Here is a 17,434-nt window from a genome sequence, read left to right as displayed (position 1 = left end):
CGCTCCGCACCGGGATCGGGTTCACCCTTGTGAAGGCGCGACCGCCCACGGGGCCGGCCGCTTCCCGAAGAACGCCGCCAGACCGCTCCGGCACTCTTCGGTCAGCCGCGGTTCAGCGCTGGCCCTGGCGAGTTCGTCCACCGCGACGCCCTGGCGCGAGCAGCGGCGGAGCAGGTCTTTGGTGGTCGCGAGCGCCTTCGGGCCGCCCTCGGACAGCGCCCGCGCCCACTCGTCGGCGGCCGCGAGCAGCGTCTCGGCAGATGACACCTGGTTCACCAGCCCGATCCGGAGCGCGGCGAGGCCGTCGATCAGTTCGCCGGTGAGCAGGAGCCACCGGGCGGTGCGTTCGCCGACGTGCCGCAGCAGGTGCGGCAGCACCATGGCCGCGACGAGCCCGCGGCGCACCTCGGGGTAGCCGAACTTGGCGTCCGGCACGCTGACCGCGAGGTCGCAGACGGTGACCAGCCCCGCCCCGCCGGCGACCGCGGCCCCGTTCACCGCGGCGACCGTGGGCTTCGGGAGCGTGTAGATCAGCTCGTACAGCGCCGAGAGCCGGTGCGCGTCGTCCCACACCTTATCGGAATCGGGGCCGAGGGTGGCGCGAAGCTCGTCGAGGTCCATCCCGGCGCAGAACGCCGGGCCGGCGCCCGTCAGGACGACGCACCGCGCGTCGGGATCGCTCGCGGCGCGCAGGAACGCGTCGCTCAGATCCGCGATCAGCTCGCGCGACAGCGCGTTCCGCTTCTCGGGCCGGTTCAGCGTGACCACCGCGGCCGGCCCGCGCAGCTCGTACCGAACGACGTCGGACATAGGTTCCTCGCTTCGCCGGAGAAGGCGCCCCTTATACACGTACCCGGTAATACTGCCGCTTTCTTGACGAGCGGCGACCGCCAGGCAGCGGGATACGTGGCACCGCTCCCTGGCGGCCGCCGCTCGTCAACAAAAGCGACACCCATTGCGGGCACGTGTATTAGGCCTTGGCCATACGGTCTACAGACGGGGGAGGCAACGGGGCCGACTCTTCCCAATCGATCTCCATCCGCAGCAGCGCCACCGCCAACGTTTTGCCCTGCGTGTCGGTGCGCAGCGACCGGCTCGCGCCGCCGGCCAGCACGTCGTACAGCACGAAGTTGAGCGCGCGGACGTTGGCCGCCTCGTACCGCTCCATGCGGCTCGGCCCCAGGGGCGCGAAGTACGCGGCCACGGCCTCCGCCGTGAGGTTGTCGCGGAGCCAGGCGAACCCGGCGTCCGTCCGGGCGATCACCGCGACGTTCGCGTGCGACCCTTTGTCGCCGCTGCGGCCGTGTGCGATGTGCGAGAGGGGCACGCGGGGCATCACACCACCTCCACTGAAGGCGTAACGGCGGACTTGGCGACCAGCGCCGGCCAGTACGCGAACACCTCGCGCACCGGTGGGCGCCCGGTCGTGTAGCCGGTCGTCCCCGGGAACCCCGAGGTCACCAGCGGGGCGAACTCCTTTGTGAACCGCTCCACCGCCGCCCGCCGCGGGTCGCGCACCGCCACCCGGAGCACCACCTCCGGCGGGTCGCCCGTCGCGCCGACGACGCCCGGCACGCAGTCGCCGGCCCCGAGCGCCTCCACGCGCGTCTCGGCGTAGGTGAGCCCGGACCGCTTCAGCTTCTCCAGGAGAATCGCGCCCGACCGCCGGGCCTTCGCCGCAGCGCCCGGCCCGGCGATGACCAGCGTGCCCGCGGACATGAAGCCGTCCCGGTACGCCACCGAGACTTTGTACGTGTCCGTGAGGCCGTTCGCGGTGCCGCCCGTCACGCGCACCACGTCCGGCGCCTGCTGGGCCAGCGCCACGGTGGTAAAATCGGCCACCACGTCGGGGGTGAAATAGCGGGCCGGGTCGGCCACCTCGTAGAGGAGCTGCTCGGACACCGTTTCGAGGTTCACCGCGCCGCCGGTCCCGGCCGGCTTGGAGAGCGTGAACGCGCCGTCCGCGCTCAGTTCCGCGATCGGGTAGCCGACGCTCCCGAGCCGCGTGGCGTCGTCGGCGCCGATCCACAGCCCGCCGGTGACCTGGGCGCCGCACTCGATCAGGTGCCCCGCGACCGTGGCCGCCGCGAGCCGGTCGAGGGCCGACGTGCCGAACTCCCACCCGAACTCGAACGCCGCCGGGCCGACCGTGAGCGAGGCGTCCGCGACGCGCCCGGTGACGACAACGTCCGCGCCGAGCTTCAGCGCCTCCACGATGGGCCGCGCACCGAGGTACGCGTTCGCACTCACGACCACGTCACGGATCTGGGTGAGGGGGGCGCCGCTGTCGAGGTGGTTGAGCGGGTGGCCGGCGCCGAAGAGAGCGTCGAGTCGCGGCAAGAGGTCGTCGCCGCTCACCACGGCGACCCGCTTGTCCGCCAGTCCGGCGGCCGCGAGAACCTGTTTCGCCTGGCGGGCACACGCGTGGGGGTTCATCCCGCCCGCGTTCGTCACGATCTTGAGCTGCGGTTGGGCCTTGAGAACGGGAGCAAGGCGCGACAGAACGTCGATGAAGTCGGTCGCGAACCCGGCGGCCGGGTCTTTCGCCTTCTGGACGGCGAGGATCGACATCGTGAGTTCGGCGAGGTACTCGAGCGTCAGGTAGTCGAGGTTCCCGGCCGCCGCCAGTTCGACGGGCGCGTCGAGGTTGTCGCCCCAAAAACCGCACCCGTTTCCGATTCGCACCCGCTTCATGACGGCCACCGGAGAGGTTGGGTCCGGAGTCATCTTATCGCGGCCGCCGCACGCGCGCACGCCGCGCCTCATTCTACCCTCAGGAGGTCACGCTGCAGTTTGTCGCTCTTGATTTGCTGATCGAACCGCCCGCGTCAGCCGGCTGGGCGCCCCGCCAACCAACCGCGCGGGCCGTAAAACTCGGACCGGTCCCGACCTCGCCCCCGCGCCCCCTACCCTGCGAGAGAAATTGACACGCCTGCCTGAAACGCGGACAATGGCGGCTGTGACGCGTTACCCCGTCGGCGGTTTTTGCGCCCGACCGAATTGGTTGTGCTATACCAGTCTCACCGGGCTGCCCGCGCTGACCGGGCAAGGCATCCGTACAGGACCCATCCATGCGCACCGTTACCTTCCTGGTCCTCGAAGGGGTTGATAAGGGCCGGGTCTACAAGGACCTGCCCATCCCCGTCACGATCGGCCGGGAAGAGGGGAACGGGCTGCGGCTCAACGACGAGCGCGTCAGCCGGTTTCACGCCAAGGTTCAGGTCGAAGACGCCGACATCATCCTCACCGACCTCGACAGCACCAACGGCACCCGCGTGAACGGCACCGCGATCCAGATCCGCCGGCTGCGCGCGGGCGATCAGGTGTCGATCGGCCGTAGCATGCTGCTGTTCGGCACGATGGAAGAGATCGACGCCCGCCGCAAGGCCGCCGCGGCCCCGATCACCAACGCCGGCGGGCAAGTGCAGACGATCCGCGCCGACGAACTGGCCGCCGCGTCCGGCCGCGTCTCGGTGGCCGACAGCCAGCGCACAGTAGCCCCGGCGCCGCCCGCGGCCCCCAACCCCAACTGGACCGCGTTCGACGACGACGTGCCGCCCCTGCCGCAGAAGCTCACGCCCGCCCAGGCGGCCCGGCTCGCCGAGATCCTCGACTACCTCCACAAGGGGCTGACCACCGCCGTCGAGAACATCGACGCGAACGAGGACGGCACCGAGATCCGCATCGGGTTCGCCGAGTGGCAAACGATCCAGGCCGTGCAGATGCTTCTGGCCCGCTACGCGCGCAACATCTCCGAACCCACCGTCTGAGCGACAGGCGTGACGAGGCAGGGGCCTGAGGGAAGGGCAAATAGCTCCGCCCTCAAGTTCGTCTCGTTACGGCCGGGTTCGGGGCCGTTTTACGTGTTCAGCGTTCCGACCACCTGCCGGGCCGCGGTCGCGCCGAGCGACGCGACGGCTCCCGGGAGCGCGTCTACGATCCGCACGCTGGCGGTCGGGTCGTAAAAGTTCGCGGTGCCGATCTGAACCGCGCTCGCGCCGACCACCAGGAAGTCCATCACGTCGTCGAGCGACGCGATCCCGCCCACCGCGATCACCGGCACCGCCTTCAGTTGCGCGATCCGCCAGACCGCGCGCAGCGCCAGGGGCTTGATCGCCGGGCCGCTCAGCCCGCCGGTCACGTTCCCCAGGATCGGCTTCCGGCGCCGCCAGTCGACCGCCATCCCGACGAACGTGTTCACTGCGCTCACGGCGTCGGCGCCGCCGTCGGCGGCGGCCCGCGCGATCAGAGTGATGTCGGTTACGTTCGGCGTGAGCTTGGCGATGAGGGGCAGGTCCGGGCAGGCGTCGCGGCACCGCCGGATGATGCGCTTCGTCAGTTCGGGGTCGGTGGCGAAGTCGGTGCCGCCGGCCACGTTCGGGCACGACAGGTTCAGTTCCAGCGCCGCCAACCCGTCCCGGCTCTGATGCACCCGGGCCGCCATCGCGACGAACTCGTCCTCGCTCTTGCCCGCGATGTTCCCGACGATCGCCGTGGGCAGCGTTTTGAGGTACGGGAGGTGGTGGGTGAGGAAGTGCTCGAGGCCGTCGTTGTCGAGCCCGATCGCGTTGAGCATCCCGGAGGCGGTTTCCACCGTGCGCGGCGGCCGGTTCCCGGCCCGCGGCGCGTGCGTGACGGTCTTCGGGATCACGCCCCCCAGCTTCGCGAAGTCCACGAACGGGGCCATCTCCTTCGCGTAGCCGAAGGTGCCGCTGGCCACCAGTATGGGGTTGCGCAGCGCGAGCCGGCCCAGCGAAACGGACAGATCGATCATCTCTTGCGGTTCTCGGAATTGGTCCATCGGGCGCGTGTAACCGGTGCGACACTCGCGTGTTGATAGGGTATCGGCTCGGTTCCGTGCCCGCCAACGAGGTGCCCGCAATGTCCCGCAAGTTGTTCGCCGCCGCTCTGTTCGTGCTGACCGGCGTGGTGAGCTACGACGCCCACGGCGTCGATGTGGCTCCGCCCCCGCGCGAGGTGCCGACCGACATCCCGCCGGCCGGCGCGAAAAAGGGAACCGGCAAGCTCGACAAAAGCAAACTGGACCCCGAGAAGCTCAAGGCGCTCAAGGAGAAGCTCGCGAAGGGCGGCTTCGACAAGAGCAAGCTGGACCCCGAGAAGGTGAAGCAGCTCAAAGAGAAGTTCGGCGACAAGTTCGACCCCGAAAAGCTCAAAGGCCTCAAGGAGAAGTTCGGCAAAGGACCGGGCGGGAGCGGGGAGTGAGTGGGCGAGAATCATAGTACAGACGCCCGTCGCCCCCGAATCACACGCCGTGCATTCGTGCCCCGACCTCGGTTCTCGTTCACCCGCCGACCGCGTAGTGCGTCGGGTCCGGGACGCCCGCTTCGGCGAAGCCCTTCTTGCGTAGCAGGCACGAGTCGCAGCGGCCGCACGCACGGCCCGCGGCGTCGGGGTCGTAGCAGCTCAGCGTTTGTGCGTAATCGACCCCGAGCTTCACCCCCTCGCGGATGATCTCCGCCTTCGTCAACTTCAGCAGCGGCGAGTGAACCCGGAACCGCCCCGCGCCTTCGGTGCCGGCCTTCGTCGCGAGGTTCGCGAGCGCCTCGAACGCGCTCAGGAACTCCGGGCGGCAGTCGGGGTAGCCGCTGTAATCGAGAACGTTGGCGCCGATGAAAATGTCGAACGCGCCCACCACCTCCGCGAACCCGAGCGCGACCCCGAGCAGGATCGTGTTGCGCGCCGGGACGTACGTGACCGGCACCCCGTGCCCCATTTCGCCGTCGGAGCGGTCCTTAGGGACCGCGAGGTCGCTCGTCAGCGCCGACCCGCCGATCTCCCGCAGGTCCAGCTTCACGGTCCGGTGCTCGATCACCCCCAGCGCCTTCGCGACCACGGCGGCGCGTTCCAACTCGACGCGGTGCCGCTGCCCGTAATCCACGGACAGCGCGTAACACTCGAACCCCTGCCCCCGTGCGACCGCGAGGGCCGTGGTGCTGTCCAGTCCGCCGCTCAGGAGCACGACCGCTTTTGACATGAGATGGTTCCGGACGGCGGCGGCCGCGCTTTGCGCGGCGCGCCCTACAAGACGCCAGCACGTTCAGCTATCAACATACTGTGCAACCCCACGAGATGTGCAGCATGGAACTGACAGAAACCCCGTCCGTCGAGCAACTGGAGACGTTCCCGAACCCCCGCCCCGGGCGCGAGTTCGCGGTCGAGATCGTGTGCCCGGAGTTCACCAGCGTGTGCCCGAAGACCGGCCAGCCCGACTTCGGCACCATCACGTTCACCTACACGCCGGCCGAGACGTGCGTGGAACTGAAGTCGCTGAAGCTGTACCTCCAGCGGTTCCGCAACCAGGGGATCTTCTACGAGCAGGTGACGAACCGCCTGCTGGACGACTTTGTGGCGGCGTGCAACCCGGTGCGGTGCAAGGTGGTGTCGGTGTGGACGCCGCGCGGCGGCATCTCCACGACCGTGACGTGCAACTTCGAGGCGCAGAAGAGCTGACACCCAACCGGCGGCAGGCTCGGAGGCGTGCTCTCCTGATCTGCCGCTTGTGCCGGTTGTGCGGAGCGTGCGGCTTATTCGACGACGATCGCGTTCTCGAGCCGGACGTTCGGCAGCGCCTCGAACACGCCCTCCTGGGCGAGCTGCTTGACGTGGTACGAGTTGGCCCGGCCGCGGATCACCACACGCTCACCGCCGGTGGCGATCTCGACTTCCAAGTTCCGCACCCGACGGCCGGTGCGATCGGTTACCCGCTGGGTCACGAGGTCGAGTAACGGCATGGGATTCGTGCTCATTGTCTTTGTTATGGTCTCAGGCTTGCTCATGCGTCGGGCAGAAGTGCCCGCACTTTGGTCGCAAAAGCACCGCCAGGGGCTTCTTTTCTGAGAGTAGTTGACGCAATGCAAACCGCAGTCCGGAATGTCCCTTCTTCTTCGGATCTCCTCAAACTGCGTGGCACCCGTCCCCTGTTCGCCGAAGAGCTGCGCACCCGGATCGCGGCCGGGTCGCGCTGTGTTCGGTTCGAGTATTGTTTCTCGTTGCTGTTCGTTACAGTGCGCCGGCAGTCACCGGTCTATCTCACCGGCTCCTGGCAGGTCCGGTACCTGCGGGGCCTGTGGTTCAGCCTGCTGGCACTCGCGCTCGGCCCGTGGGGCGTTCCCTGGGGGCTCGCCTGGACGCTCTGGTCCGTCTGGATCAATACGACCGGTGGCGTTGACTGTACCACCGAAATCATATCCGTGCTGGAGCCGGGCGCCAGAGTTCCCGAAACGGGGCACGGAATTGCCCGGCCCGCGGACGTTACTCCTGCCTGACATGATTACAATCGAAGTAGGTGCAAAAAATTTTCGCCGTGCACCTCAACTGTGTCAGGTGTGTCGCTGTTCGGTGTGCCAGAGGGTGTCACTGTGAGGCGCTACGGCAGGGTCGCTGTTCTGGTCGTATTGGCGTCCCTTCTCGCGCGCCCCGGAGCGCATGCGGCGCTGCACCACCCGGACGAACCGATGGCGATTCCGGTGAACGCGCAGGGCGTGCCCGAGCCGCTGCCGTTCAGCGAGTTCGCCCGACGGCGGCTCGTGCTGATGAACGCCGGGAACCCGGACTGGCCCCTCGAACGCCCCAACCCCAACGACCCGCAGAAGATGGTGCGGAGCGACCGCGGGGTGCTCAAGGACCGCATCGACCGGCGCCTCAAGGTCCCGCAGCGGACGCAGGAAGAGAACGTGGCGCTGGCCGTCGACCTGCTCCGGTTCCGCAAGGCCGACGACGCCGACGGCACCCTGGTGGGGCGGCAGCGACAGGGCTATTTGGGTAACGTCACCCTGGCCCACATTGCGGCGGCCCAGCCCAGCCCGAGCGACCCGAAGGTGCTGGACTGGGCACGGGCGTACAACCTGCTCACGATCGCGAACGAGGAGACGCCGCCCAAGAGCCTCCCGGGGCTGACCCCGCAACAGCTCGCGTGGCAACTGAAGCTCAACAACGGGGCGCTGCTGAAGCTGTTCCGCCTGCGCATGGAAGAAGCCCGCAGCCGGCCGACGCCGGAGAACGAACTGCCGGACGCGATCTTCCCCGTCAATTTCGCCCAGGTGGCCGACGGCGCCCTGGTTCCCGCGGAGCGGGCGAAGCTCCCGCCGGACGCGCTGGCGACGGTGCAGCAACTGGTGCTGTGGTTCCCGCACGACACCCGGCTCTACTGGCTGCTCGCGGAGGTGTACGCAGCGCGGGGCGAGTTCGCGGCGGCCGAGCGGATCATGAACGAGTGCGTCTCCTCGCTGGCATACAGCAACCGCAAAGTGCTGATGTCGCACCGGGAGGCGGTGGTGAAGGCCGCGAAGGAGAAAGGGCCGGCGAACCCCGAAGAGCTGTTGCCCGCCGGGGGTGACGCGCCCGCGACCGACCCGCCCCCGGAAGTCCCGTTCACGCTCGGCGCGGTGTGGGTCTACTTTGGTGTGGTGGGGCTCGTTGCGCTGTTCGCGCTCGTCCGCAAGTTGACGAGGAAGCCCTCGACGAACAACCGCCCGCGCGTCGGCTGACGCTGACCGGACCCGGCCGCGGTCGCGGCGGGCGCGGGCGCCGATATGATCGACAACATCTGGCTGGTTCACCCCGAGCTCGCGATGTGCGACGCCTTCGCGCGCCGCTTCGACGGGCTGCGCAACGTGCGGGTCGTTCAGGGGCGGTTCGAGGACCTGGGGCCGCACGACTGCTTCGTGACCGCCGGCAACGCCTTCGGGATGATGACCGCGGGCATCGACGCCGCGGTGGTGCGGTTCTTCGGCGAAGAGCTGATGGCCCGGGTGCAGCACCGCATCCTGAACGACTACTTCGGCGAGCAGCCGATCGGCACGGCGTTCGTGCTGGAAACGGGCCATGCGTCACTCCCCTTTCTGGTCCACGCGCCGACGATGCGGGTGCCCGGCAACATCGACGGCACCGACAAGGTCTACTGCGCCACCTGGGCGGCGCTGCTGGCGGTGCAGGCGTACAACAACGCGAACGGGCACCGGATCGAAACCGTGGCGTTCCCCGCGATGGGCACCGGCTTCGGCGGGGTGCCGTTCGACGAGACTGCCCGGCAGATGGCAGCGGCGTGGCGCAACTACCTCGACCCGCCGCACCGCCTGGACTGGGAGTTCGTGATCGAGCGGCACCGCTCGGTCTGTTACGACGGCCCGCGCCAGGTGGCGAAGTAGCCGATTCTCCGGGCTGCGAGCGTGCCGTGTCAGCGAAGACTCGATGGCCGCCCTGTAACCCCCGTTACACCTCATCCCCGTGGGCGGCAACTCACTCTGGGCCGGGCACGCGGTCCGACCCTGCGGGTTGTGCAGATAATTCGCGGGGAGCGAACTGGCAGCGAACCGGTAGTACGCGAGGTAGCGAACGGCCCGCGAGTGTCCCGTCAGCACCCCGTTCGTTCACCCGTCACCCACGTTACACCCTCAAGCGTCACCCGCTTGACTGTTCTCTTTGTGGCACAGACATTCCTGTCTGTGCAGCGCGGGACGGTCGCGCAGGCAGGAGCGTCTGTGTCGCTTGCGCGGATTATCCGCGCGCGACGGACCGGCAGCGGGTTGGTAGCGAACGGGTAGTCCGAGAGGTAGCGAACCGCCCGCGAGTATCCCGTCGGCGCCCCATTCTCCACGCTGCCATCCGTTGCACCTCACCCTCAAGCGCCGTCCGCACCGCTCATCCCGACCTGTGTGGCCCGAACATGGGGGCTATCGGTTGGACCCGTCCCTCCAGCGGCCCTGATACTGAACGCGACAAGATCGCAGGAGCTTCAGCTATCATGGCCCCTCAAGCCGAGCGGGGCGGCGGAACGCAACCGGAGGTCGACCGATGACCGTTTTCAGCGATCTCGCCTGCGCCAGCGTGGTGAGTCGCCGTTCCCGAGCAGGCGCACAGCGTTGATTGAGTGCCGTGCCGCCCCGGCTGATGACAGAAGGGCTTCGGCCCAAAGCGACCGGCGAGCGGATGCTCGCGCGTCGGAGCGGTGGTGACGGCTTCCCTGGTCTGTTTCGCTCGGCCATCGGCCGCCTCTCGTAAAGGCCGCGGCCCCGGGACAACCCGAGCGGGCATGGGTCACATGCAAAGCCGTCTTCTCGTGCCGCCCGCGGGCGGCACGAGGAGGGCTACCCGGCGCGCCGGGCCGAGCGTGTACTGCGCGACCGCTCGAACCCGACGTGCTTCCTGCCTGAAGTGCGCCGCCGTTCTCGGAAGACTCGGGTTAGCGAGCTTCGCCGTGAACCAGTTGCAATGGATTAACACGTTTAAATGCGTTAGTGTGAAGTTTTTGTTGCTTCATTGGTATCGGCTTGTTCTGCACGATTGGCCAGCTTACACTACTCCGGGAGGCGTTGATTTTGAGGCGACTATCGCAGCTGGCCCGTCACAAGAATGGAGCGTTCGACATGAATTATTGTCGGCAATTGGTCTGCTCTATTGTGCTATTGGCATCTTGTTCACTTATTTCCGTTGCGCAGCAGTCGCCACATCCAGGCTTCTCTGTGACGACGACGAGCGCAAAGGGCGGCAAGCTGGTCATCAGTGCCGAAGGGACTGTCAACCTCCCTCCCACGTTCGACATCATTGCGGCGGAGTTGCGGCTCTCACCTTCCGCTGGCGGAACCGCGCCGTCCCCGGTTATCATCGTCGACTACGGTAACGGCACGTGGAAACTCAAGGACGAAACGGTGAAGACGGCGGGAACCTATGACGTTTACGCCGTCTTCACCTTCAAGAAGAAGAACCCCCAGGCCGGTGACGCTTCGTTCGATGTGGCAAGTGCCCCAATCACGGGAATTGCCGTGCAGCCTTGAGGATGGATCCCGTCCGGCGGTTGGGCGCACGGCCCGGCCGCCGTTTCGCAGGAGGAGTGATTCATGTCGCATTCACGGACGCGCGGCGGTCTGACGTTAATTGAGCTGTTGGTGGTGATCGCAATTCTGGCGCTGCTGATCGGCTTGTTGCTGCCCGCCGTTCAGAAGGTGCGCGCGGCCGCCGCCCGGCTCCGGTCCCAGAACAATCTGAAGCAGATCCAGCTCGCGACGCTGAACTTCTCGTCCGCGTCCGGGGAGCGGCTGCCGGCGGTGAACGGCGGGGAGCGCAGCCCCAACGCGGGCCGCTCGCTGTTCGTCGCGGTTCTGCCGTACCTCGATGCGTCGGCTGCGGCCGATAAGTTGCTCGCGGACGCGCGGGACGCCGTCGACGACCCGCCGTCCGCGCCGGTCATCCCGACCTTCCTCGACCCATCGGACCCGACGCTGTCGCTGGGGGCCGGTGCGCCGCCGACGTTCCCGGGGGGCGTGCCGCCCAGTGTCGGGTTGCAGTTCGGCCCGCTCGACGCCGGCCTGTCCAGCTACGCGGCCAACGCGCAGGTGTTCCGCGAGGGGGCATTGCAAGCGGCGGCGCTGCCCGACGGCTTCTCCCAAACGATCGCCTTTGCGGGGCACTACGCCTCCGATTGCGGGGTGAACCACGTGTACTTCAAGTACGCCCTGTTCCGCCGGGGCGACTTGCGGGTCCGCCGGGCGACGTTCGCCGACGGCGGGCCGTTCCCCGCCGTGGCCACGAGCTACCTCGACTACTACCCGCACACCGCCGGTAACCCGCCGTACAGCCGCCCGGCAACGGGCGCCCGCTCCGGCGTGATGTTCGCGCCGCCGGAGGTCACCTTCCAGGCCGCGCCGGTGCCGGCCCGCACGGCGTGCGACCGGGACCAGGCGCAGTCGCCGCACCGGGAGGGGATGTACGTGGCGCTCTACGACGGGAGCGTGCGGTTGCTCGCGACCGGGATCGCGTCCCCCGTGTACTGGGGGGCCGTGACCCCGGCCGGCGGTGAAATCCTTGCCGATTGGTGACCGGCCATTCGCCCGCTCGCAGCCGGTTCAGGTGACTGGATGCGAGCGTTCCCGCCAAGAGACGCGGGCGAAACGGACGGATGATCGCATGTTCGTTTTTACGAATGCAGATTTTGACAGGATCGACAGGATTTGCCGGATGGAGACAGATCAACTTGAAATCCTGTTTATCCTGTAAATCCTGTCAAAAATCCTCTTGCCCCCCCCATCGAGTGTTGGTGCTTACCCACCCTTGCCTCGGGCCGCAGTGTTACCCAGAGCGGAGTTCATTCCGCAGTCCGTTCTCAAGCACCGGTCGCCGAACGCGATCGGGACACTTTGGCTCGCATCTCGCGGCGCACGCCGTTATACTGGCCGCATGTCCACACCATTCTACCAACAGGCCCGGGAGCACCTGTCGGCCGCGTGCCCGGTCATGAACGGGCTGATCGGCCGCGTCGGGCCGTGTCTGCTGATGCCGCGCGGCGAGGACCCGTTCACGCTGCTGGTGCGGTGCGTGATCGGTCAGCAGATCTCGACGAAGGCGGCGGAGTCGATTTACAACCGGCTCGCGCGGGCGGTGAACCCGCCGCCGGAGGGGCCACATCCGGCTGATGGCACCTCGCTGGCGATGTGGCAGCGTGAGGGCATCATGCCGATGGACAAGCTCGCCGCGCTGTCGGAAGCCGAGTTCAAGGAGTGCGGGGTGTCCGGCCCGAAGCAGCGGACGCTCCGGGCGGTCGTCGAGCACGCGCGGGCCAACCCGGACCTGCTGCCGAGCATCGCCGGCTTGGACGACGACACGATCCGCGAGCGGCTCACGGTCATCAAGGGCATCGGTCCCTGGACCGTGGACATGTACCTGCTATTCGGGCTGGGGCGGCCGGACGTGCTGTCGGTGGGGGACTACGGGATCAAGGTGGCGGTGAAGAACCTGTTCCGGCTCCGGAAGCTACCGGACCCGGCGAAGCTCACCCGGGTGGCGAAGCCGTGGCAGCCGTACCGCAGCGTTGCGCTGTGGTACCTCTGGCGCAGCCTGGACAAAGCGCACCAGGGCGAGTGAGGCCGAATGGTTGCCCCAACGGCTGCAGCCCGTTCACCTGGATCAACGCCGCCGGCCCATCGTTCGGGCCGTCAGGTAAACCGTCAGCGGCGCGAGAAAATACGATACGGGCGGTCCAAGAAGCTGATGCGGCGCGGGGGGCTTTGAGTCGGGAGCGTCAGATCCGGCGTGCCGGGAACGTACCCGACAACCGTGGGCACCGGGGGTTGGCCGTCGGCGACCGGGATCGGATCGACCCGGTACGCGCCGCCGGGGCCGGGCCACGCGTTCGGCGGCTGCGGCCGGTCTTGCCCGCGCAGCGCCGTGCCCGGAATCGGCGTCCACAGTTGCGGCGGACCCCACCCGCGCCCGGCCAGCGGCGGGTGCCGGTCGATGTACGGGTTCCGGGACCGGTCGTAAAACAGGTCCTGCGAATAGGTCGCCCCGGGCCGCGCCGTCTCCCCGTCGATCAGCCCCGCGTACACCAGCGCCTCCAGCACGATCTGCACGCACACGTACTTCTGCCCCGGGCCGACCGGCTTCCCCGCGAACCGGGTGACCAGCGGGTTCCGCGCCCGCAACAGCGTGAGCTGCATCCCGAACTTCCGCAGGTCGTACTTTCCGCCCTCGGCCGCCAGCGCGAACTCGGTCAGCGCGCGGTCCTGCTCCGCCGTCAGCGGCTCCTGGCGCGGCCGCACCCAGATGTGCCCGGAGTACAGGTTGAGGCGGTAGTCCAGCGGGGTGATCCGCGTCCACGGCGTGAAGCTGAACCCCGATTCCAGCACCCCCAGGCGGCCGTCCGGCATGGTAATGACCACCGCCGAGTGACCCGGCCGGCCGCTCCGGGCGATTACGTACAGAGTGGTGAACAGCGGATCGGGGTCGCTCAGCAGAAGCACATCGCCCGCCTGCGGCGCGTACTTCACGGCGTCGCCGCGGGGCACCGTGCGGAGGTCCGCGGCGGGCTGGTACAGGTACCCGTGCGGCGCCTCCGCCGGGACGTAAACGGGCGGGTACGCCTTCGGCCCGAGCGGATCGGACTTGGGACCGCCGAGCACGTCGCCGCACGGGGCGAAGGGCAGCGCGAGGGCGAGCACCGGGACGAGATACCAGCTCTTCATGTTCGCACCGGACCGGAACGAAGGGCGGGCCGCGGGACGGTGCGGTCGGCCGCAGGTGTCTACTCGGAGCAACGGCCGCAACGGGGTACTCATACCAAGTCCGATCGACGAGTATCGGTAATTGGTAGCGTCACCCGCCGGCTGACACCGGCGGGTGCAACCGACGTCCGGCCGAGCGGTTACTCTTCAACCAGATGGTGAATCAGACCGCGCGGCTCCGCTCCGTTCAGCCTACCTCTTGCCCACTCGCGGTAAACTACGGCACCGGCATACTGGCCTCCGGCCCGCAAATTTTGCCCGGATTACCCCGGACAATCGGCGCCATGCCACTCCGCCGGGCCGATCGGCAACCGGGGCGCGTATTCCGCGGCCCACCGCCTTCCTCTCCGGGCGCCGCGGTGATTCGGTTGTGCGGCGGAACATTTCTGCTTGTGTTGCGAACGTGCGGCGGCAATACTCTCCACCCACACGGGCCGTCGGAGCACTCCACGGCCGCCCGCCCAACCGCTTGGTGCTGCGCCTACCTCCATCCGCTCGGAACCTATTACATGCCCACCGCCCGCCCGCGCTACGGGTTCACGCTGATCGAACTGTTGGTCGTCATTGCCATCATCGCCATTCTGATCGGGCTGCTGTTGCCCGCGGTGCAGAAGGTGCGCGAGGCCGCCGCCCGCATGAAGTGCCAGAACAACCTCAAACAGCTCGCGCTCGCGTGCCACAACAGCGAGTCGTCCAACGGCCGCTTCCCGATCGGCAGCCAGGGGAACGACCCGGTCACCGGCCTGCTCAGCACCAAAAAGCGCAAGCCGTTCGTCGCCGACGTGCTGCCGTACATCGAGCAGGACACCCTGTACAAGAACTACGACCAGGCCCAGGACTTCAACCACGCCAACAACACGCTGGCGCGGTCCCAGAAGCTGACCCTGTTCCAGTGCCCGTCCGACCAGACCCAGGAGCCGTGGTCGCCGACCAACGACTACAAGGGGAACTACGGGGTGAACTGGGGGCGGTGGGCGTTCTTCGACCAGGGCGGACCGGCCAGCAACCCCGCGCCGCTGAACGTCGGCACCGCGGGCCGCTCGCCGTTCTGGCTGGAGTTCGGCGCCAGGTTCACGGACATGACGGACGGCACCAGCAACACCCTGTGCCTGATGGAGATGCTCCAGCCGCCGCGGGACCACTCCGGGGACCTGACCGACCGGCGCGGGCGGATCTGGAACAACGACTCCGGGTGCTACGAGATCTCGGCCCGCATCACCCCGAACAGCCCGTCCGGGGACTACGGCCAGTGCATCGACAACCCGCAGCAGGGGTGGCCGTGCATCCGGTCCACGGCCGACTCGCTGAACTTCTTCATGGGCAGCCGCAGCCGGCACAGCGGCGGGGTGAGCGTGGCCCTGTGCGACGGCTCGGTGCGGTTCGTCCGCAACTCGGTCGATCTCGCCACCTGGGCCGGCATGAGCAGCATGGCCGGCGGCGAAGTGCTGGGGGACTTCTGATGCGTGCGGGTGTGTGGCGCGCGGTCGCTCTGGCCGCGCTGATCGGGTGCGGGGACGCGGCCCCCAAACGGGGGCCGGTGCGCGGGACCGTCTCGGTGGACGGGACGCCGCTCGCGACCGGGAAGGTCCGCTTTTTCGCCCTCACCAACGGCATCAGCGCCGAGGGCGAGGTCCGGGACGGGCAGTACGAGATCCCGGTCGAACGCGGCCCGACGGCCGGGCGGTACCGGGTCGAGATCATCGCGGAGCAAAAGACCGGGCGGCGGGTGCCGGACCCGGACGCCGCCCCGGGGACGATGCGCGACGAGACCGTGAACGTGATTCCGCCCAAGTACAACCGGAACTCGGCCCTTCAGGTGGATTACGACCCGGCCGCCAACGCCGCGCACGACTTCCGTCTCCTGACGAAGTAACAACTCCCGAGGTTCCCGGTTGTTCGCCCCGTTGCGGGCCGTGCGTGCAGGCGCCGCCGGGCGGTCGAACGGTTCATATTGGGGCGTGACGCCGCGCTCACCCGTGGGAACGAGCCCGGCGATTCCAGTCGTTTCAAGTTCGTTGGTTGTGCGCCACCCGCCTGCGTCAGCATGCGGTGTAACCTCCGATCACGTCATTGATCTCGTCACGACTGTGCCAGCTTGAAACGACGGGACGGACCAACGGTACGGCTGGCGACCGTACTTTCGGGGCCGGCAGCGCACTTCCACGCGCCGCGCGAGGGGGGTATACTAACCGTTGTTACCGCCCGCTCCCGAGAGACCGGACTCATGGCCAACGCCACGCCCACCCCGGACGTCGTTCCCGAAGAGGAGACCGAAACCCGCACGCGCCGCCAGCCGCCCTACGCGGTGGTGCTGCACAACGACGACACCAACACGATGGACTTCGTCGTGACGGTGCTGCGCAAAGTGTTCGGGTACACCGTGGAGAAGTGCGTCGAACTGATGCTGGAGGCGCACACGCAGGGCAAAGTCGCGGTGTGGATCGGCGCGCTGGAAGTGGCGGAACTGAAGGCCGATCAGATCAAGTCGTTCGGCCCGGACCCGCACGTGACGAAGAACGGGCACCCGCTCGGCGTCACGGTCGAACCGGCTGCGTAGCATTGAAGGCGAAGAGCCGACAAAACTACAATGTCGCGGCACATCTTTCGGACCGGCATCACCGTCCGTTCGTCTGAGTGAATAGTCCTGTTCTCGTCGTGCGCCCCAGTGGCCGCGACGCGCCAGCGAATCGGCGGCCCGAGTACCAGGTTTTGTGTTTTTGTTGCACAGGCATCATTGCCTGAGCGACAAGAAATAGACACAGCCAACCGGATCACGAATCAGCCCCGCCGCGTGCCGCGCTCGATCCGCGCGTTCCGCCATATCAACCCGATGGCACCGCGGACCGGCGCCGGAAAACAGCTCGCACGATTCGGCGTCATTCCGCCCACAGGAGGGCGGACGCGGTCGGGTGCCCGGCCAGCGCCGCCACCGCCCGGGCGAGTTGCGCGATGTCGTTCGTTGACGGGTCGAACCGCGCGTGGTGGACCTCCCACGCCTCGATCAGGCGCGCGGCGAAGTGCGGGCAGTTGTCGGCACTTTTACCGGCACGGGCGTTAAGCTCGCTCCGAACACCGATAATAAGCTTGAGCGGCAGCTTCAGGTCGTGGACCACGTTCCGCACCGCGTCGCCGGCCTCGAAGAAGCCGGTGCACTGCATTACCACGAGCGGGCGGGCGGCCCCGAGCATGAGGCCCGCGGCGACGCCCACCGCCTCGCCCTCGCGGCACACGCGGACCGGCGCGAGCGGCGAACCGCGGAGCGCCGGCTCCCAGCGCCCGAGGTGGCTGTCGGGAATCCACACCAGATGGGTGAACCCGGCCGCCACCAGGGACGATACGATCTCAGTCGGATCGGGCATGACTTGACACTCCGCCGCGACGGGCCTGGAGCGAATAATACGCGGAACCGCGGCGCGCGG

General features: G+C 68.1%; 19 protein-coding genes and 1 pseudogene. 12 read left to right on the top strand and 8 right to left on the bottom strand.

The genetic code is table 11. The features are described 5' to 3' along the window. Positions 1–21: 21 nt before the first annotated feature. The 3 genes from GobsT_RS01815 to GobsT_RS01805 all read right to left on the bottom strand — a co-directional run bounded on the left by GobsT_RS01815 (position 22) and on the right by GobsT_RS01805 (position 2,694). A complete protein-coding gene (locus GobsT_RS01815) occupies positions 22–810 on the bottom strand; it encodes an enoyl-CoA hydratase/isomerase family protein (protein WP_010045807.1) in 789 nt (262 codons plus the stop codon). 160 nt (positions 811–970) lie between these two features. Continuing rightward, complete coding sequence (locus GobsT_RS01810) at positions 971–1,336, bottom strand: AtuA-related protein (protein WP_010044819.1); 366 nt, start codon at positions 1,334–1,336, stop codon at positions 971–973. Continuing rightward, a complete protein-coding gene (locus GobsT_RS01805; protein WP_029601098.1) occupies positions 1,336–2,694 on the bottom strand; it encodes an acyclic terpene utilization AtuA family protein in 1,359 nt (452 codons plus the stop codon). The genes GobsT_RS01810 and GobsT_RS01805 overlap by 1 nt, the downstream gene beginning before the upstream one ends. A 377-nt stretch (positions 2,695–3,071) precedes the next feature. On the opposite strand from GobsT_RS01805, the gene GobsT_RS01800 reads away from it, so the two are divergent. Beyond that, the gene (locus tag GobsT_RS01800) at positions 3,072–3,770 is read left to right on the top strand and encodes an FHA domain-containing protein (RefSeq protein ID WP_010044825.1); all 699 of its coding nucleotides are present in this window, start codon (positions 3,072–3,074) and stop codon (positions 3,768–3,770) included. Positions 3,771–3,859: 89 nt separating this feature from the next. Here GobsT_RS01800 and GobsT_RS01795 read toward each other — a convergent pair whose 3' ends face one another. Further along, a complete protein-coding gene (locus tag GobsT_RS01795; protein WP_010044826.1) occupies positions 3,860–4,774 on the bottom strand; it encodes a dihydroorotate dehydrogenase in 915 nt (304 codons plus the stop codon). Positions 4,775–4,881: 107 nt separating this feature from the next. On the opposite strand from GobsT_RS01795, the gene GobsT_RS01790 reads away from it, so the two are divergent. Then, a complete protein-coding gene (locus tag GobsT_RS01790; protein ID WP_010044827.1) occupies positions 4,882–5,223 on the top strand; it encodes a hypothetical protein in 342 nt (113 codons plus the stop codon). A gap of 79 nt (positions 5,224–5,302) precedes the next feature. On the opposite strand, the pseudogene queC reads toward GobsT_RS01790, so the two are convergent. Continuing rightward, positions 5,303–6,007 (bottom strand): annotated as a pseudogene (gene queC / locus GobsT_RS01785) (7-cyano-7-deazaguanine synthase QueC); the annotation flags it as partial. A 98-nt stretch (positions 6,008–6,105) separates the two neighbouring features. Here queC and queF point away from each other — a divergent pair. Then, positions 6,106–6,471 (top strand): preQ(1) synthase, encoded by a 366-nt coding sequence (queF, locus tag GobsT_RS01780; RefSeq protein WP_029601099.1) that lies wholly within the window; start codon positions 6,106–6,108, stop codon positions 6,469–6,471. Positions 6,472–6,545: 74 nt separating this feature from the next. Here the strand turns inward: queF and GobsT_RS01775 are convergent, their stop codons facing one another. Then, entirely contained in the window at positions 6,546–6,752 is a 207-nt protein-coding gene (locus GobsT_RS01775) for a hypothetical protein (protein WP_010044830.1), read from the bottom strand. A 258-nt stretch (positions 6,753–7,010) separates the two neighbouring features. Here GobsT_RS01775 and GobsT_RS01770 point away from each other — a divergent pair, with 258 nt between their 5' ends. From GobsT_RS01770 to GobsT_RS01745, 6 genes are all read left to right on the top strand, one after another. After that, positions 7,011–7,286 carry a hypothetical protein gene (locus GobsT_RS01770; RefSeq protein ID WP_148087573.1) on the top strand — a complete coding sequence of 92 codons (276 nt, stop codon included), beginning with the start codon at positions 7,011–7,013 and terminating at the stop codon, positions 7,284–7,286. Between the two features lie 189 nt (positions 7,287–7,475). Then, complete coding sequence (locus GobsT_RS01765; protein ID WP_010044832.1) at positions 7,476–8,507, top strand: tetratricopeptide repeat protein; 1,032 nt, start codon at positions 7,476–7,478, stop codon at positions 8,505–8,507. 45 nt (positions 8,508–8,552) lie between these two features. Then, positions 8,553–9,167: a macro domain-containing protein gene (locus GobsT_RS01760; RefSeq protein WP_010044833.1), complete on the top strand. Its 615-nt coding sequence runs from the start codon at positions 8,553–8,555 to the stop codon at positions 9,165–9,167. 1,314 nt (positions 9,168–10,481) lie between these two features. Then, complete coding sequence (locus GobsT_RS01755) at positions 10,482–10,793, top strand: hypothetical protein (RefSeq protein ID WP_010044835.1); 312 nt, start codon at positions 10,482–10,484, stop codon at positions 10,791–10,793. Between the two features lie 63 nt (positions 10,794–10,856). Beyond that, positions 10,857–11,834, top strand: coding sequence for a DUF1559 family PulG-like putative transporter (locus GobsT_RS01750; protein WP_010044838.1), 978 nt, complete (start codon positions 10,857–10,859; stop codon positions 11,832–11,834). A 358-nt stretch (positions 11,835–12,192) separates the two neighbouring features. Then, positions 12,193–12,876, top strand: a complete 684-nt coding sequence (locus GobsT_RS01745; protein WP_010044842.1) for a DNA-3-methyladenine glycosylase family protein — start codon at positions 12,193–12,195, stop codon at positions 12,874–12,876. A gap of 83 nt (positions 12,877–12,959) precedes the next feature. On the opposite strand, the gene GobsT_RS01740 is transcribed toward GobsT_RS01745, so the two are convergent. Beyond that, positions 12,960–13,976 carry a hypothetical protein gene (locus GobsT_RS01740; RefSeq protein ID WP_010044843.1) on the bottom strand — a complete coding sequence of 339 codons (1,017 nt, stop codon included), beginning with the start codon at positions 13,974–13,976 and terminating at the stop codon, positions 12,960–12,962. 548 nt (positions 13,977–14,524) lie between these two features. Between GobsT_RS01740 and GobsT_RS01735 the strand changes: the two genes are divergently transcribed. The 3 genes from GobsT_RS01735 (at position 14,525) to GobsT_RS01725 (ending at position 16,572) form a co-directional block, all read left to right on the top strand. After that, positions 14,525–15,475 carry a DUF1559 domain-containing protein gene (locus GobsT_RS01735; RefSeq protein WP_010044844.1) on the top strand — a complete coding sequence of 317 codons (951 nt, stop codon included), beginning with the start codon at positions 14,525–14,527 and terminating at the stop codon, positions 15,473–15,475. Next, positions 15,475–15,888, top strand: coding sequence for a hypothetical protein (locus GobsT_RS01730; protein ID WP_010044845.1), 414 nt, complete (start codon positions 15,475–15,477; stop codon positions 15,886–15,888). Before GobsT_RS01735 ends, GobsT_RS01730 begins: the two co-directional genes overlap by 1 nt. Before the next feature lie 351 nt (positions 15,889–16,239). Further along, a complete protein-coding gene (locus GobsT_RS01725; protein WP_010044847.1) occupies positions 16,240–16,572 on the top strand; it encodes an ATP-dependent Clp protease adaptor ClpS in 333 nt (110 codons plus the stop codon). Positions 16,573–16,891: 319 nt separating this feature from the next. Here GobsT_RS01725 and GobsT_RS01720 read toward each other — a convergent pair whose 3' ends face one another. Beyond that, entirely contained in the window at positions 16,892–17,374 is a 483-nt protein-coding gene (locus GobsT_RS01720; RefSeq protein ID WP_010044850.1) for a hypothetical protein, read from the bottom strand. Between the last annotated feature and the right edge of the window lie 60 nt (positions 17,375–17,434).

This window comes from Gemmata obscuriglobus (assembly GCF_008065095.1).
Classification (GTDB): domain Bacteria; phylum Planctomycetota; class Planctomycetia; order Gemmatales; family Gemmataceae; genus Gemmata; species Gemmata obscuriglobus.
This window is presented reverse-complemented; position numbering and strand designations above follow the sequence as displayed.

What these genes read in the sequence shown, in the direction of transcription:
- GobsT_RS01795 (WP_010044826.1), bottom strand. Translation starts at nt 4,774, where the DNA reads ATGATCGATCTGTCCGTTTCGCTGGGCCGGCTCGCGCTGCGCAACCCC.
- GobsT_RS01815 (WP_010045807.1), bottom strand. Translation starts at nt 810, where the DNA reads ATGTCCGACGTCGTTCGGTACGAGCTGCGCGGGCCGGCCGCGGTGGTC.
- GobsT_RS01740 (WP_010044843.1), bottom strand. Translation starts at nt 13,976, where the DNA reads ATGAAGAGCTGGTATCTCGTCCCGGTGCTCGCCCTCGCGCTGCCCTTC.
- GobsT_RS01720 (WP_010044850.1), bottom strand. Translation starts at nt 17,374, where the DNA reads ATGCCCGATCCGACTGAGATCGTATCGTCCCTGGTGGCGGCCGGGTTC.
- GobsT_RS01800 (WP_010044825.1), top strand. Translation starts at nt 3,072, where the DNA reads ATGCGCACCGTTACCTTCCTGGTCCTCGAAGGGGTTGATAAGGGCCGG.
- GobsT_RS01745 (WP_010044842.1), top strand. Translation starts at nt 12,193, where the DNA reads ATGTCCACACCATTCTACCAACAGGCCCGGGAGCACCTGTCGGCCGCG.
- GobsT_RS01775 (WP_010044830.1), bottom strand. Translation starts at nt 6,752, where the DNA reads ATGCCGTTACTCGACCTCGTGACCCAGCGGGTAACCGATCGCACCGGC.
- GobsT_RS01725 (WP_010044847.1), top strand. Translation starts at nt 16,240, where the DNA reads ATGGCCAACGCCACGCCCACCCCGGACGTCGTTCCCGAAGAGGAGACC.
- GobsT_RS01750 (WP_010044838.1), top strand. Translation starts at nt 10,857, where the DNA reads ATGTCGCATTCACGGACGCGCGGCGGTCTGACGTTAATTGAGCTGTTG.
- GobsT_RS01790 (WP_010044827.1), top strand. Translation starts at nt 4,882, where the DNA reads ATGTCCCGCAAGTTGTTCGCCGCCGCTCTGTTCGTGCTGACCGGCGTG.
- GobsT_RS01810 (WP_010044819.1), bottom strand. Translation starts at nt 1,336, where the DNA reads ATGCCCCGCGTGCCCCTCTCGCACATCGCACACGGCCGCAGCGGCGAC.
- GobsT_RS01805 (WP_029601098.1), bottom strand. Translation starts at nt 2,694, where the DNA reads ATGAAGCGGGTGCGAATCGGAAACGGGTGCGGTTTTTGGGGCGACAAC.
- GobsT_RS01735 (WP_010044844.1), top strand. Translation starts at nt 14,525, where the DNA reads ATGCCCACCGCCCGCCCGCGCTACGGGTTCACGCTGATCGAACTGTTG.
- GobsT_RS01760 (WP_010044833.1), top strand. Translation starts at nt 8,553, where the DNA reads ATGATCGACAACATCTGGCTGGTTCACCCCGAGCTCGCGATGTGCGAC.
- GobsT_RS01765 (WP_010044832.1), top strand. Translation starts at nt 7,476, where the DNA reads ATGGCGATTCCGGTGAACGCGCAGGGCGTGCCCGAGCCGCTGCCGTTC.
- GobsT_RS01730 (WP_010044845.1), top strand. Translation starts at nt 15,475, where the DNA reads ATGCGTGCGGGTGTGTGGCGCGCGGTCGCTCTGGCCGCGCTGATCGGG.